Consider the following 14,106-nt stretch of genomic DNA (forward strand, 5'->3'; position numbering starts at 1 on the left):
CTCCACGATGAAGGGGGCAGCCTGCTCTACGCGACGGAACGGGCGCATGTGCCCGAAGTCACGCGGCCGCGCAGCGGACGCAGGGCGGCTTTGCGTATCGGCTCGGCAGGCGGATTGCCTGCATCCGTCCGTGCAGGCACAGTGCGCCCTCCCTGCCCTGCGCGCCCCGCCATGTCCCCTCGAACGTCCCGCTTCCACCACCGCGCCGTCCCCGTCGTGCTGGCCGCCGTGGTCATCGACGTGATCGGCTTCGGCATCGTCATGCCGGTGCTGCCCGCGCTCGTCACGCAGCTTGGCCACCTGGAGCTGGAGGCGGCCACGCGTGTGGCGGGCTGGCTGCTGGCGGTGTTCGCGGTGGCGCAGTTCTTCGCCGGCCCCGTGCTCGGCCACCTCGGCGACCGCTTCGGCCGGCGTCCCGTGCTGATCGCCGCCATGCTCGGCTTCAGCCTCGACTACCTGCTGATGGCCTGGGCGCCCACGCTGGGATGGCTGTTCGTGGGCCGCGCGATTGCCGGCATCACCGGCGCCACGTTCGGGCCCGCCGGCGCGGTCATCGCCGACGTCACGCCGCCGCAGAAGCGCGCGAGCGTGTTCGGCCTGCTGGGCGCCGCCTTCGGCGTCGGCTTCATCGTCGGCCCGGCGTTGGGCGGACTGGTGGCCTCGTTCGGCACCCGCGCACCGTTCGTCGTGGCGGCGGCGCTCGCCGCGCTCAACGCGGTGGCGATGGCGTGGCTGCTGCCCGAGACGCTGGATGCCTCGCACCGCCGCCCGTTCCGCCTGCGCGACGCACACGTGGTCGGCGCCTTCCGTCCGCTCTTCCACGCAGGCAACGCCACGCCGCTGCTGCTGGCCTGGTTCCTGTGGCAACTCGGCGGGGTGGTGTATCCGTCGACCTGGGCGTTCTGGGCGTCGATCCGGTTCGGCTGGAATGCCACGGCGATCGGCTGGAGCCTGGCCTGGGTCGGCTTCCTGACCGTGATCGTGCAACTGGCGGTGACGCGGCGCGTGGTGGAACGCCTCGGCGAACGGCGCACCGCCATCGTCGGCCTGGCCTGCGGCGGGGCCTGCCTGCTCGCCTACGCGTTCACGACCCATGGCTGGCAGGTCTACGCGTTCTTCCTGGTCGGTGCGCTGGGCGCACTGGTGTATCCGGCGATGAACGGGATCCTCTCGCGCATGGTCGACGCCAGCCGGCAAGGCGCGCTGCAGGGCGGCATCGGCAGCATGAACTCGGTGGCGGCCGTGCTCGGTCCGCTGATCGCCTCGCAGTCGCTGGCCTGGGGCGCGGCCAGGGGCTTCGACGGCGCGGCCTTCGTCGTGGCGGCGATGCTGCTGCTCGGTGGCATGACGATCATCGTCCGCCTGGTGCCGCACCGTCCCGTGGCGGCGGAGTTGCCGGAAGGCGGTTCCTGATGCACGGTGCCAGCAACGCCCGTTTGCGCCCGCCGGGGCAGATGCGGAATCCCGGGCAACCATGCGCGCTTCGCAATCCAGGCACCGCATGCGATTGGCACTGCTTTTCGACGTGACTGCATGAAACGAAAATGCAGGCGCGCATGAACGCGCCTGCATTTTCAATGGGCCGGGCGCGTCCCTTGCCGGACGCGCGTTGCCGTCACCAGATCCGCACGCGGTCCTCGGGCTTGCGCCACATCGGCTGGCCGGGCTTCACGCCGAACGCCTGGTAGAACGCGGGAATGTTCGACATCGGGCCGAGTACCCGCCACTTCGCCGGGGCGTGCACGTCCGACAGCAGGCGCTGGCGCAGCCGCTGCTCGCGCTGCTGGCTCATCCAGCCCAGCGCGTAACCAAGGAAGTAGCGCTGGGTCGGCGTCAGGCCGCCGATCTTCTCGCCCTTCTTGTATTGCCCGGTCTTCTCGAAGGCTTCCAGGCCGAGCAGCACGCCGCCGTAGTCGGCGATGTTCTCGCCCAGGCTCGCCTTGCCGTTGATGTGCAGGCCCGGCAGCGGCTCGTACGCATTGAACTGGTCGACCATCTTCTGCGCGGCGGCGTTGAAGCGCGCGGCGTCCTGCGCCGTCCACCAGCCGGACAGGTTGCCCTGCGCGTCGTACTGACGGCCCTGGTCGTCGAAGCCGTGGGTGATCTCGTGGCCGATGGTGCTGGCCGCGACGTAGCCGTAGGCGACTGCATCGTCCACCTGGTCGTCGGGCACGCCGGGCACCATGAAGATCGCCGCGGGCAGCACGATCTCGTTGTTCGACGGGTTGTAGTAGGCGTTGTAGGTCTGCGGGGTCATGTCCCATTCGGTGCGGTCGACCGGCTTGCCGAACTTGGACAGGTTGTCCTGGAACTGCCAACGGCGCGCCGACATCACGTTGGCCGCGTAGGACTCGCGTCCGACCACCAGCGCCGAGTAGTCCTTCCACTTGTCCGGATAGCCGACCTTGGGCGTGACCGCCGCGAGCTTGGCCAGCGCCTTGGCCTTGGTGTCGGCGCCCATCCAGTCGAGCCGCTCGATGCGGTCGTGGAAGGTGCCGCGGACCGCCTCGACCATCGCCTCGTAGCGCTGCTTGGACGCCTCAGGGAAATACTGCTTGACGAAGATGCGCCCGAGCACCATGCCCATGGCATCGTTCTCCTCGTCCAGCGCGCGCTTCCAGCGCGGGCGCTGTTCCTGCTGGCCCGACATCGCGCGGCCGTGGAAGTCGAAGTGCTCCTCGTCCAGCACGGTGGACAGGAACGGCGCATAGCCGTCGACCAGGTGATAGCGCAGGTAGTCCTTGAGCACCGGCAGCGGCGTCTCGCGCAGCAGGCGGTCCTCGGCGGCGAAGAATTCCGGCTGGCCGACGATCACGTAGGAGGGATGGATACCCCAGCCCGCCAGCCGCCGGGTCCAGTCGATGGACGGCGTGTACTTCGCGGTGAAGTCCACGGGCGTCATCTTGTTGTAGTTCTTCTCCGGGTCGCGCAGGTCCTCGAGCTTGCGCGAGGCCTTCGCCAGCGCCGTCTCGAAGGCCATCACCTGCGTCGCGGCCGCCCTGGCCGCGGTCGGATCGCGGCCGAGCAGCACGAAGATGCGCGCCATGTGCTCGACGTAGGCGACGCGGATCTTCGCCACGCCCGCTTCCGGGTTGAAGTAGAAGTCGCGGTTCGGCAGGCCCAGTCCGCCCTGGGCGACCTGTACCGCCATCGTCGCGCTGTCCTTGTCGTCCTGCGCGATGCCGATGCGGAACAGTGCGCCGACGCCGATCGGCTTGGACGCGAACACGGTGTCGAGCACGCCCTCGGGCGAGGCGATCGCGTCGATGCGCGCCAGTTCATCGTGCAGCGGCTGCAGGCCCAGGCGATCGGCCTTCGCCACGTCCATCGCGGTGGCCCAGAAATCGCCGATCTTCTGCTGGTCGCTGCCGGGCGCGGCCTGCTGCTTCGCCGCCGACTCGCTGATCCCGCGCAGGCGGGCATACAGCTCGTCGTCCACCTCGTTGCCGATGCCCCACGCCGCCTCGGACGCCGGGATCGGATGCGCCTTCAGCCAGGCGCCGTTGGCGTACTGGAAGAAATCCACGCCCGGATCGACCGAGGTGTCGATGTGCGCGGCGAGGAAGTCCTGATGAGGCGTGGCGTCCGCGGCGAGGGCGCCGACTGAGGTGAACGCCAATGCAGCCGACAGCAGCGTGGCGCGGAGGGAAACTAAGCGGGTCATAGGCCATTCCATGAAGGGAATGCGTGCGACTTTGCCCGTAGCGGAGCCGTTTGTGTAGACGTCGGAGGTCATGGGACGGCCCGGCTCTGGCGCGCTTGCAGAAAGAAGCTGCTTCTTGCTTCGGCCATCGCTTATCTTGAGCGATCAGACAGCCGTCCGACCGGGCCGCCCGAAGTGAAGCTGGTTCCACGGACAGCCCATCCCCCGCCCATCCAAGGAATTGCCATGAGCTACCCCCGAGAGCTTCCCGCCACTGCGACCTGCCGCTGCGGAGCCGTTCGCCTGCGCATCACCCGGCCGGCGCTGCTCACCATGGCCTGCCACTGTCTCGGTTGCCAGAAGATGACCGGCAGCGCCTTCTCGCTGACCGTGGCCCTGCCCGCGGAGGGCGTGGAGGTGCTGGAAGGGAATCTGGTCCGTGGCGGCCTGCAGACGGAGCACGCGCACCTGTATTGCGACTTCTGCAAGTCGTGGTTGATGACCCGCCCGGCGGGCATCGACTGGCTGGTCAACCTGCGCGCTTCGGCGCTGGATCCGCACGTGGACTACGAGCCCTTCATCGAAACCTTCACTGCCGAGCGGCTTCCCTGGGCAAGCACCCCGGCACGCCACAGCTACCCGGGGTTCCCGCCGCCGGAGGACTACCAACCCTTGATGGAAGCGTTCGCTGCGCAGGCGTGACGCCCGATTCTCCGCTGCTACATCCCGGCGCAAGCTCCCCTTCGGCGCGGGCGGCGTGATGCCGTCCATCATCGACGCCCGCGAGAAGGCGATCGCTTGCCGGCAAGGGCGCAATACGGCCCCAGGGCCGGTTATCCGCTCAAGGCAACAACGGACTCCGCGCCCGACGGGACAGCCCTATTTCTCGCGCTGGACGGCGTCGATCAGCGGCTTGATCAGCTCCAGCGGAAGCGGGAAGACGATCGTGGATGACTTGCCGCCGCTGGTCATGTCGGACAGCGTTTGCAGATAGCGCAGCGACAGCGCCTGCGATTGCTGCGACAGCATCGCGGCGGCGTCGCGCAGTTTCTCCGCGGCCTGCAGTTCGCCCTCGGCGTGGATCACCTTGGCGCGGCGCTCGCGTTCGGCCTCGGCCTGGCGGGCGATCGCGCGCACCATGGTTTCGTTGAGGTCCACGTCCTTGATCTCCACGTTGGTGACCTTGATGCCCCATGGGTCGGTCGCCTCGTCGAGGATCGCCTGCAACGTCTGGTTGATCGAATCGCGCTGCGACAGGATCTCGTCCAGCTCGTGCTGGCCCAGCACCGAGCGCAGCCGTGTCTGCGCCAGCTGGCTGGTGGCCTGCAGGAAGTTCTCCACCTGCAGCATGGACTTGTCCGGTTCGACGACGCGGAAATACACCACCGCGTTGACCCGTACCGAGACGTTGTCGCGCGAGATCACGTCCTGCGGCGGCACGTCCATCACCGTCACGCGCAGGTCCACCCGCATCATCCGCTGGATCACCGGCACCAGCAGCACCAGCCCCGGTCCCTTGGTGCCGGTGTAGCGGCCCAGCGTGAGCACCACGCCGCGCTGGTATTCCGGCAGCACCTTGATCGCCGAGACCAGCAGCGCGACGGCGAACACCACCAACACACCGGCAAATCCGAACATGAGCGTTCTCCTGTGGAGAGGATCAGGCGGGTTCCACCCATAGCAACAGGCCTTCACGGCGCACCACCCGCACGCGGGCGCCGGCAGGCAGCGCCACGGCGCAATGCACGCGCCATCGCTCGCCCTGGACGACTGCCCAGCCTTCGCCGCCTGCACCCACCGGTTGCAGCAGTTCGCCGAAGGTCGCCTGGATCGACTGCCCGCCGCTGAAGTGCGGAGCGGCCCGCGCGCGCATCGCCAGGCGCAGCAGCACACCGAGCCCCAGCACCGCACAGCACGCGATGCCCGCGATCACGCCCACGTTGACCGCATAGCCGGGCACGCCCGTGCGGAACAGCATGATCGAGCCGATGACGAACGCGATCACGCCGCCGATGCCCCATGCGCCCACGCTCGGATTGAACGCCTCGGCCAGCAACAAGCCGATGCCCAGCGCCATCAGCGCCAGTCCCGCGTAGTTCACCGGCAGCAATTGCAGCGCATAGAGGCCGATCAGCAGACAGATGCCGCCGGTGATGCCAGGCAGCAGCGCACCAGGATGGAACGCCTCCAGGACGAGCCCGTAGATGCCCGCCAGCAGCAGCATGTAGGCGATGGTCGGATTGGTGATGGTGGCGAGGAAGCGGTTGCGCCAGTCCGGCGCGTAGTCGCGCAGCGGCAGGCCTGCCAGATGGAGAGTCCGTACACGCTCGCCGACGCGTACCGTGCGGCCGTCGGCCTGCGCCAGCAGCGCCGCGGCGTCGGCGGCGACGAAGTCGATCACGTGCTTGTCCATCGCCTCGCTGGCGGTCAGCGTGGCCGCACCCCGCACCGCCCGTTCGGCCCATGCCGCGTTGCGTCCGCGCAGTTGCGCCAGCGAACGGATGTAGGCGACCGCGTCGTTGAGGACCTTGTCCGACTCGGCATCCGGGCCCTGCCCGGGCGTCGGCTTGCCGCCTTCCTTCGATGCGCCACTGCTGTTCGACGACGCTGGCTGGTCGCCTGCGGCCGGCTGCGGCATGGGTGTGCCGCCGCCGAGCGACACCGGCGTGGCGGCGCCAAGATGGGTGGCCGGCGCCATCGCGGCGATGTGGCAGGCGTACAGGATGTAGGTGCCGGCGGAAGCCGCGCGCGCGCCACCGGGTGCCACATAGCCGAGCACCGGCACGTCCGAGGCGAGGATGTCGGCGATGACCGGCCGCATCGAATCAGCCAGGCCGCCGGGCGTGTCCATCTGCAGCACGATCGCCGCGGCACCTTCGGCCGTGGCGCGCCGCATCGCGGTGTCCACGTACTCGGCGGCCGCCGGACCGATCGGGCCGGTCAGCTCGATCCGCGCCACGAACCCATCGGTACGCGGGCTACCGGCGGGCGGCTCGGAGGCGAACACCCCCAGGCCCGCTGCCAGGAGGAGCGCGGTACTCCACAAGGTCCATGCCCGTCGCGCCATGGCACATGCCTCCCGTAACGGCCATGCCACTGTGCACCGGGCAATCTGGTTTTCGCGTTAAGCCAGTCGGTGGTTGTCCGCTTGTCGCGACGTGAGCCGAGGCGGCTCCGTCGGATTCCATGCAGGCTTCAAGAGGGACGCCGGCATGATGGGAAAGTCGGATCGGTTCACCATCCGGCCCTCTGCCGCTTGCCAGGTCGATCCCCGTTCGCTCTCATCGGTGCCATCGACAAGAGGAGGCCATGCGCCAATGAAATCCCCGTTCATTCCCCTCGTGTTGCTGTTCGTGGTGGCTGCTGCACTGCCCGCATCCGCCCAGTCGATCTATCAGTACCGGGCGCAGCAGCCGCGCTGGATCAGCCCGGAAAACCGCACGTCGGCTCCCGGCGCCGGTGCGCTGGAGAACCGTGGCGCCAAGGGTCATGCGTTCGACTCGATCCCGGCCGGCCAGTCGCTGGAGCTGGGCCGGATCGAAGGTTCGGGCGTCATCCGCCGCCTCTGGATGACAGTGAGTGACCGCTCGCCACGCATGCTGCGCGCGCTGCGGCTGGACATCTACTGGGATGGCGCCAACACGCCGGCGGTATCGGTGCCGCTGGGCGATTTCTTCGGCCTGGGGCTGGATGGCGCCCGTCCGTTCGAGAGCGAGCTGTTCTCCAGCCCGGAGGGCCGCTCGTTCGTGAGCGTGGTGCCGATGCCGTTTCACCGCGGCGCGCGGCTGGTGGTACGCAACGAATCGGGCACCGACCTCGACGCCATCTTCTACGACATCGACTACACCCGCGAGCCGGTGGGCCCGGACGCGCTCTACTTCCACGCGAGCTGGCATCGCCAGAATCCGACCACGCTGGGCGAGGACTTCCGCATCCTGCCCAGGGTGCAGGGCCGCGGCCGCTACCTGGGCGCAAGCATCGCGGTGGTCGGCAGTCCGGCGTACGGCGACAGCTGGTTCGGCGAGGGCGAGGTGAAGGTCTTCCTCGACGGTGACCGCGAGCACCCCACCCTGGCGGGCACCGGCACCGAGGACTACGTGGGCTCGGGCTACGGCCTGGAGCGGCCCTACGCGCAGCGCAACGAAGGCCTGCTCGTGGCGAACCCAAAGGCCGGCCACTGGCTCTTCTATCGCCTGCACCTGCCCGACCCCATCTATTTCAGCCGCGACTGCGAAGTGCGCCTGCAGCAGATCGGCGGCGCGCCGCGGACCAAGGTGCTTGCCTTGCAAAAGGCCGGCGTGCCGCTGCGCCCGGTGACGCTGGACCCAGGCGGACGGGCGCACTTCGTCCAGTTGCTGGACGGCAAACCGCACACGCTGGACGACCCGGACCTGCCCGACGGCTGGACCAACTTCTACCGTCGCGACGACGTGGCCGCTACCGTGTACTACTACCTCGACCGCCCGGATGCGCCACCCGGCGAGACGCTCGCGCCGGTGGCCCAGCGCGTGGCCGGGATCCTCAGGACGCCCTGAGCATGGGGCTAGCTTGCCCTGGCCCCCTGATGACGCTCACGGCCAGCACACCCAATGCGGGAGCGCGCGTTGCTGCGGCTGGACCGCACAGGAGACGCAGGAGGGCGACCGCCTGCGTCGTTCCGCGGCCGTCTTGTTCGTCGATGGCCGCGACGGCGGTCGCCACCCTGCCGGTGCCGGGCGCCTGCCGGGGGCACGGCAGCGAAGCAGGCACGGTCTCCCCTGCATGCCGCCTCAGGTCTCAGCGCAAGGTCCCATGCGCTCCCGGCCACACGCGGAACATCGCGACGGCGTGGGTCGGCACGCTCGCCTCGATGCGGCCGTCGCCGCGGGCCTGGGTGTGTTTCCAGAGGTCGCGGACGGTGTAGCTGCCGGCCGCCTTTGCGCCGATCTCGCGCGCGGTGGCGGCGATGGATACCGGGCCGCGCCCTCGGTTGAGCAGGATCACCGCCACCGAACCGTCAGACATCGGCTTGGCCCATACCTCGGTGTCGCCGTCGTCGCGCAGCTTGGCCCCTTGGCGGCTGCCCCAGTCCTGGTCGACGGCGATGACCTCGCGGTTGGTGAGGACGGCGCGCACCTCGTTGGACAGATGGCGCAGGTCGTTGCCGGCGATCAGCGGTGCGTTGAGCAAGGCCCACAGGCTGAAATGCGCGCGGTTCTCGTCGTCGGTGAGGTAGCCGTTGCCGACCTCGAGCATGTCCGGATCGTTCCAGGCGCCCGGGTGCGAGGTGCCGGCGAGCGCCGCCTGCTGGTCGAGGATGTCCAGGATGCCCTGCGGATAGCCGTTGGCCGGCTGGTCGGTCGCCCAGCGCGGGGTGATGTCCTGGGTGGTGCGCCACAGGTTGCCGATGGCCGGCGCCCAGTCCCACGGCGATTCGTTGCCCCACTCGCAGATGCTGTAGACGATGGCGCGACCGCTTCGAGCAAGCGCTTCGCGCATGGCGGTGTAGCGCTGCGGGTAGGTCTGGCCCCGCTTGTCGCCGCAGTTGTCGTACTTGAGGTAATCCACGCCCCAGCGTGCGAACTGCGCGGCATCTTCCTTTTCGTGGCCGATGCTGCCGGGATAGCCGGCGCAGGTGGTGGCGCCGGCCGATTCGTAGATGCCCAGCTTCAGGCCCTTGCGGTGCACGTAGTCGGCCACCGCCGCGATGCCGTGCGGGAACTTCGCCGGGTCCGGCACCAGCTCGCCATGCGCGCCGCGCTGCTTGAGCAGCCAGCAATCGTCGATGTTGACGTAGGTGTAGCCGGCCTCCTTCATGCCGGAGGCGACCATGGCGTCGGCCGTGGCCTCCACCAGGTCGGCGCTGACGTCGCAGTGGAAACTGTTCCAGCTGTTCCAGCCCATCGGCGGCGTGCGCGCCAGGCCGTTGTCCAGGGCGCGGACCGGCATGGCCGCAAGGGTGGCCAGAAGCACCGCGAAGGCTGCGATGAAAACCTTGTGCCGCATCGACATGGTCGTGTTCCCGTAAGCGGACGGAATGGAGTTGTCCGGCGTCAGTGCGCCGAACCGGCCTCGATCACCGCGCGGTTGATCGCGCGCACGCGCTGCTCGTCCACCTTCTCGACCTTGCGGTCATAGGTGAACAGACCGTTGTGCTCGCCCTCGACGTCGGTAATCTGCGTATAGACGCTGCCGGACAGGCCGCGCGGCACGCCCTTGTCACGCAGCACCGCGGTATTGGCGACGTAGCCGTCGTCGAGCGCGGCGCGATCCTTCACCGCGCCGTAGGGGTTGATCGGCGTGCCTGGCCAGACGTGTCCGGCAATGCCCAGCGTCAGGCCGCCGTGCTCGCCGTCGATCGCGGCACGGGTGGCGTCCGGCTCGGGCGTGCCCGGACCCTGGTAGTCGTGCACGTCGATGATGTCGCCGCCGCCGGGATCGCCCTTGGTGTCGCAGCAGTTGTAGCCGCTGCGCTCGTCGACCAGGCGCGAGGGATCGAGCCGCTTCACCTGCGCGGCAACGTCGCGCGCGGCCTGCAGGCTCCACTGTCCCCAGCCTTCGTTGAACGGGATCCAGCCGATGATCGACGGTACGCCGCGCAACTGCTGCACCATCGCCGCCACCTCGGCGCGGAAGTTGCTGCGTGCCGCTTCGCCGAGCTTGTCGTTGCGGCCGTTGGGCAACGCCGGCGCATCCTGCCAGACCATCAGGCCGAGGCGGTCGGTCCAGTAGTACCAGCGTGCCGGCTCGACCTTGATGTGCTTGCGGATGGTGTTGAAGCCCAGGTCCTTGGTCTTCTGGATGTCGAACTTCAGGGCCGCGTCGGTGGGCGCGGTGTAGATGCCGTCCGGCCAGTAGCCCTGATCCAGGGTCGCCAGCAGGAAGGTCGGTTTGCCGTTGAGCACGATGCGGTTGCGGCCATCGACCTTCTTCACGGCGATGGTGCGCAATCCCGCGTAGCTCTCCACGCGATCGACGGTCTTGCCCCGGCGCAGCTCGGCGCGCACGGTGTACAGGAACGGATCGTCCGGACTCCACGTGCGCGGATGCGCGACTTCGAGATCCAGTGGCTTGCCGGCCGGCCCGCTCGCGTGGCCGACCGCCTTGCCGGCGGCATAGGCGGTGACGGTCAGCGTGGCGCCTTGTGCATCGCCGTCGATGCCCGGCTCGACCGTGAAACCATCGAGCGTCGGCGTCGGCACCAGGGTCAGCGCCGCCAGGCTGGTGGCCGGCACCGGTTCCAGCCACACCGTCTGCCAGATGCCGGAAGCGGCGGTGTAGAAGATGCCCTCGGGCTTCAGGCGCTGCTTGCCGACCGGCACGTCGGCGCCGTCCACCGGCGCGTGCACGGCGACGACGATCTCCTGTGGGCCTTCCTTGCGCAATGCATCGGTGATGTCGGCCCCGAACGCGGTATAGCCGTCCGTGTGGTGCGCGACCTTCGTGCCGTTGACGTAGACCGTCGCCTCGTAGTTCACCGCGCCGAAGTTCAGCCGCACGCGGCCGCCGTCGGCGGTGTAGTCGGCCGGGATCTCGACCTGCCGGCGGTAGAGCATGTCGTCGGCGTGCTTCTGTACGCCGGAGAGCACCGACTCGACGGGAAACGGCACCAGGATGCGGCCGGCCAGCGACTTGCCGAAGGCCGGCTTCGCGGCACCGTGGGTCGCCTCGTACTGCCACAGGCCGTTGAGGTTCATCCACCGCGGATGCGCCAGCGAGGGACGTGCGAGCTGCGGGCGCGGGTAGTCCGGCAACGCGTTGTCCGGCGATACCTTGGACGTCCAGGGTGTCGCCAGCGGCGCACGCAGGCCGCTCCAGGTGATGTTTGCATCCGTTGCCGACGCCGTGGACGACATCGCCGCAGTTGCCGTGATGGCCGCCAGCGCGACCCATGCCATGGCGCGGCTGCGCGCCCGTGCATTGCCCGTCATCGATCGCCTCCCTCTGCCATGCGAACGCGCCGGCCGTGCAGGCGCATCCGGCGAAGGTGGTCGATTGTCATACAAAAAGCCAGCGTCGCAATGTGAACCGGTCGCCCGTCAGGCCACGAAGTGATTCAATTCGTTCCGGTAGCTGGAACCCGGATGCCGGACCGACGGCGTTCCGGCACGCCCCTGTAACACGAACCTTCGCCACCATCCGGAACGGAGAACGCATCATGGGCCTTGCCTCGCTTCGCACTCTGCTGCTGCCCTGCGCCGTGACGCTGCTGTCCGTGCCCCAGCTCGCCGCCGCCCGAGGCATGACCGCCACCAGCTCCACGGCGCCGGGCGCCAGCACCGTGAGCACCCCCGCTTCACCAGCCGCGCGACCGGCCGACGTGGCATCGATGGACGCGATCATGAACGCGGTCTATGACGTGATCTCCGGTCCCGCCGGCCAGCCGCGCGACTGGGATCGCCTGCGCTCGCTGTTCGTTCCGGGCGCACGGCTGATTCCCGCGCATACCGGCAAGGACGACGTCACCATGACGCGCGTGCTGAGCGTGGAGGACTACATCCGGCTGGGCGAGCCCATCGTCAGGAAGGAGGGCTTCTTCGAACGCGAGGTGCATCGCACGGTGGATCGGTTCGGCAATATCGCGCAGGTGTTCGACACCTACGAGTCGCGCCACGCGGCGACCGACGCCAAACCGTTCCAGCGCGGCATCAACAGCTTCCAGTTGCTGTTCGACGGCCACCGCTGGTGGATCGTCACGATCTACTGGCAGGCCGAGCGGCCGGACCTGCCGATCCCGAAACAGTACGGCGGCTGATCCGGCCCGCCGGGCACCGCCTCACCGCCGCAGGATCTTCTCCATCGGTCGGCCCTTGGCAAGCTCGTCGACGAGCTTGTCCAGTTGGCGGATCCTGCGCATCAGCGGATGGTCGACCTCTTCCACCCGCACGCCGCAGACGGTGCCCGTGATCAATGCGGCATCCGGGTTGAAGGCCGGCGCCTGGGCGAAGAACGTTTCCAGGTCGCTGTCGCCCTCCACCTGCCTGCGCAGTCCCGCCGGCGTGTAGCCGGTGAGCCAGCAGATCACCTGGTCCAGCTCCTCCTGCAGGCGACCCTTGGACTGCGCCTTTTTCAGGTACATCGGGTACAGGCTGGCCCACTTGAGGGCGAAGACCTTTTCCTGGCGCATGCGCTCTGCGTGCCCTATGCCGACGCCTTCGCCTCGCAGTTGACCATCCAGCTCACGCCGAAACGGTCCACGCACATGCCGAAGCGTTCCGCCCAGAAGGTCTTCTCCAGCGGCATGGTGACCTGGCCGCCTTCGGAAATGCCGGCAAAAGCGCGCTCCGCTTCGGCCACGTCGCGGGCGTTGACCGACAGCGAGAAGCCGCCGAACGGCGTGCCGTACTGCGGCGGGCAGTCCGCGCCCATCAGCATCGACCCGTCGGGGAACTGCAGCGAGGCATGCATGATCTTGCTGCCGTCGCCATTCGGCGCCTGGTCCGCCATCGGCGATTCTCCCCAGGTCATGGAGAACATGCATTTCGCGCCGAACACCTGCTGGTAGAAATCGAAAGCGGCCTTGCAGTTGCCATTGGGGAAATTGAGGTAGGGGTTCATGGCCAGCCTCCCTGGCGGATGACGGGACGGGAAATCGTGCGTGTCGGTCCGTTAAGGACGGGACATTGCCGCCTTACTTTATTGTCTCGCGGGCCCGGTGGACACGATCGTGCATCGCGCCTTCCGGATGGCGGACAGTCCGCGGGCCTGGCGTCCCGCGTCGCCGGTCGCCCGGCTTCCGCCCTTGCCGAAGGATCGCAGGACCCGGAGGCTGCCACGTTCGGACCTCGACCGCGCTAAACTGTTGGTTTTGCCCCGGAAACCATGGCGCAAGCTGCACTCCGCCCGACGGTTCGCGGGCCCACGTTCATCCGTCTGCTGGCGCGACTGGCAGAACTCGACGTGGCCCCGTCCGGCCAGTCGCTGCCCGACCAGTTGGGCCAGTGGCTGGACTGGAAGCACGCACTGTCGCTCGCCGCCGCACTCGACGGCCGACCGGCCGCGCCGGCGACGGCTGCCCCGGCGCCGGACGACCTGCACGCCGAGTGCGCGCGGGCACGCGAGACGCTGGCGACGGCGATCCGGGACGAGCCGCTGCTCGCACCCGGCGCATCGGTGAGCGCCGAGCCGGACTACGCCGCTTTCCGCGCGACCTACCTCGCCCGGCAGCGCGCCATGCAGGCCACCGTCGGCCGCCTGCGCGGCACGCTGCGCGACGCGCTCGCCCGGACGCCGCCCGACCTGGCACGCCTGGCCGAGGTGGACGCGGTGATGGAGGCGGCGCTCACCCCGCACGAGCATGCCCTGCTCGCCCGGGTGCCGGAGCTGCTGGGGCAGCGCTTCGAACGGCTGCGCGCCGCCCGGCACGCCTCCCACCACTGGCTCGACGGCTTCCGTCGCGACGTGCAGGCCATGTTGCTGGCCGAGCTGGATCTTCGTTTCCACCCGGTCGATGCGCTGCTCGCGGCGCTTCGCACCTCCTGACG

12 protein-coding genes are annotated in these 14,106 nt (G+C 68.9%); 5 read left to right on the forward strand and 7 right to left on the reverse strand.

Annotation, left to right across the window (positions count from 1 at the left end; translation table 11 throughout):
* Positions 1 to 171: 171 nt before the first annotated feature.
* A complete protein-coding gene (locus AAIL17_RS09860) occupies positions 172 to 1,413 on the forward strand; it encodes a TCR/Tet family MFS transporter (protein ID WP_424682662.1) in 1,242 nt (413 codons plus the stop codon).
* 202 nt (positions 1,414 to 1,615) lie between these two features.
* Here the strand turns inward: AAIL17_RS09860 and AAIL17_RS09865 are convergent, their stop codons facing one another.
* On the reverse strand, positions 1,616 to 3,664 hold the full coding sequence (locus AAIL17_RS09865; RefSeq protein WP_424682663.1) for a M13 family metallopeptidase: 2,049 nt from the start codon (positions 3,662 to 3,664) through the stop codon (positions 1,616 to 1,618).
* Positions 3,665 to 3,889: 225 nt separating this feature from the next.
* Here AAIL17_RS09865 and AAIL17_RS09870 point away from each other — a divergent pair, with 225 nt between their 5' ends.
* Positions 3,890 to 4,345 carry a GFA family protein gene (locus AAIL17_RS09870; protein WP_424682664.1) on the forward strand — a complete coding sequence of 152 codons (456 nt, stop codon included), beginning with the start codon at positions 3,890 to 3,892 and terminating at the stop codon, positions 4,343 to 4,345.
* A gap of 177 nt (positions 4,346 to 4,522) precedes the next feature.
* Here the strand turns inward: AAIL17_RS09870 and AAIL17_RS09875 are convergent, their stop codons facing one another.
* Both AAIL17_RS09875 and AAIL17_RS09880 read right to left on the reverse strand, forming a co-directional pair.
* Positions 4,523 to 5,281: a slipin family protein gene (locus tag AAIL17_RS09875; protein WP_424682665.1), complete on the reverse strand. Its 759-nt coding sequence runs from the start codon at positions 5,279 to 5,281 to the stop codon at positions 4,523 to 4,525.
* A gap of 22 nt (positions 5,282 to 5,303) precedes the next feature.
* Positions 5,304 to 6,710, reverse strand: a complete 1,407-nt coding sequence (locus AAIL17_RS09880; protein WP_424682666.1) for an NfeD family protein — start codon at positions 6,708 to 6,710, stop codon at positions 5,304 to 5,306.
* A 250-nt stretch (positions 6,711 to 6,960) separates the two neighbouring features.
* Between AAIL17_RS09880 and AAIL17_RS09885 the strand changes: the two genes are divergently transcribed.
* A complete protein-coding gene (locus tag AAIL17_RS09885) occupies positions 6,961 to 8,178 on the forward strand; it encodes a glycoside hydrolase family 172 protein (protein ID WP_424682667.1) in 1,218 nt (405 codons plus the stop codon).
* 241 nt (positions 8,179 to 8,419) lie between these two features.
* On the opposite strand, the gene AAIL17_RS09890 is transcribed toward AAIL17_RS09885, so the two are convergent.
* The gene (locus AAIL17_RS09890) at positions 8,420 to 9,634 is read right to left on the reverse strand and encodes a glycoside hydrolase family 27 protein (protein WP_424682668.1); all 1,215 of its coding nucleotides are present in this window, start codon (positions 9,632 to 9,634) and stop codon (positions 8,420 to 8,422) included.
* Between the two features lie 41 nt (positions 9,635 to 9,675).
* A complete protein-coding gene (locus AAIL17_RS09895; RefSeq protein WP_424682669.1) occupies positions 9,676 to 11,553 on the reverse strand; it encodes a glycoside hydrolase family 2 protein in 1,878 nt (625 codons plus the stop codon).
* Positions 11,554 to 11,780: 227 nt separating this feature from the next.
* On the opposite strand from AAIL17_RS09895, the gene AAIL17_RS09900 reads away from it, so the two are divergent.
* Positions 11,781 to 12,377, forward strand: a complete 597-nt coding sequence (locus AAIL17_RS09900; protein ID WP_424682670.1) for a hypothetical protein — start codon at positions 11,781 to 11,783, stop codon at positions 12,375 to 12,377.
* A gap of 21 nt (positions 12,378 to 12,398) precedes the next feature.
* Here AAIL17_RS09900 and AAIL17_RS09905 read toward each other — a convergent pair whose 3' ends face one another.
* Both AAIL17_RS09905 and AAIL17_RS09910 read right to left on the reverse strand, forming a co-directional pair.
* A complete protein-coding gene (locus AAIL17_RS09905; protein ID WP_424682671.1) occupies positions 12,399 to 12,749 on the reverse strand; it encodes a DUF2200 domain-containing protein in 351 nt (116 codons plus the stop codon).
* A gap of 14 nt (positions 12,750 to 12,763) precedes the next feature.
* Positions 12,764 to 13,180 (reverse strand): VOC family protein, encoded by a 417-nt coding sequence (locus tag AAIL17_RS09910; protein WP_424682672.1) that lies wholly within the window; start codon positions 13,178 to 13,180, stop codon positions 12,764 to 12,766.
* A 264-nt stretch (positions 13,181 to 13,444) separates the two neighbouring features.
* Between AAIL17_RS09910 and AAIL17_RS09915 the strand changes: the two genes are divergently transcribed.
* Positions 13,445 to 14,104: a DUF3348 family protein gene (locus tag AAIL17_RS09915; protein WP_424682673.1), complete on the forward strand. Its 660-nt coding sequence runs from the start codon at positions 13,445 to 13,447 to the stop codon at positions 14,102 to 14,104.
* The last annotated feature ends 2 nt before the right edge of the window (positions 14,105 to 14,106 follow it).

Origin of the sequence: Frateuria sp. YIM B11624, from assembly GCF_049727805.1 — a bacterium.
GTDB lineage: Bacteria > Pseudomonadota > Gammaproteobacteria > Xanthomonadales > Rhodanobacteraceae > Frateuria_A.

Bases quoted from the DNA above. Each gene is read 5' to 3' on its own strand.
- AAIL17_RS09915 (WP_424682673.1), top strand. From the start codon at position 13,445: ATGGCGCAAGCTGCACTCCGCCCGACGGTTCGCGGGCCCACGTTCATC.
- AAIL17_RS09885 (WP_424682667.1), top strand. From the start codon at position 6,961: ATGAAATCCCCGTTCATTCCCCTCGTGTTGCTGTTCGTGGTGGCTGCT.
- AAIL17_RS09880 (WP_424682666.1), bottom strand. From the start codon at position 6,710: ATGGCGCGACGGGCATGGACCTTGTGGAGTACCGCGCTCCTCCTGGCA.
- AAIL17_RS09890 (WP_424682668.1), bottom strand. From the start codon at position 9,634: ATGTCGATGCGGCACAAGGTTTTCATCGCAGCCTTCGCGGTGCTTCTG.
- AAIL17_RS09875 (WP_424682665.1), bottom strand. From the start codon at position 5,281: ATGTTCGGATTTGCCGGTGTGTTGGTGGTGTTCGCCGTCGCGCTGCTG.
- AAIL17_RS09900 (WP_424682670.1), top strand. From the start codon at position 11,781: ATGGGCCTTGCCTCGCTTCGCACTCTGCTGCTGCCCTGCGCCGTGACG.
- AAIL17_RS09905 (WP_424682671.1), bottom strand. From the start codon at position 12,749: ATGCGCCAGGAAAAGGTCTTCGCCCTCAAGTGGGCCAGCCTGTACCCG.
- AAIL17_RS09860 (WP_424682662.1), top strand. From the start codon at position 172: ATGTCCCCTCGAACGTCCCGCTTCCACCACCGCGCCGTCCCCGTCGTG.
- AAIL17_RS09895 (WP_424682669.1), bottom strand. From the start codon at position 11,553: ATGACGGGCAATGCACGGGCGCGCAGCCGCGCCATGGCATGGGTCGCG.
- AAIL17_RS09865 (WP_424682663.1), bottom strand. From the start codon at position 3,664: ATGACCCGCTTAGTTTCCCTCCGCGCCACGCTGCTGTCGGCTGCATTG.
- AAIL17_RS09870 (WP_424682664.1), top strand. From the start codon at position 3,890: ATGAGCTACCCCCGAGAGCTTCCCGCCACTGCGACCTGCCGCTGCGGA.
- AAIL17_RS09910 (WP_424682672.1), bottom strand. From the start codon at position 13,180: ATGAACCCCTACCTCAATTTCCCCAATGGCAACTGCAAGGCCGCTTTC.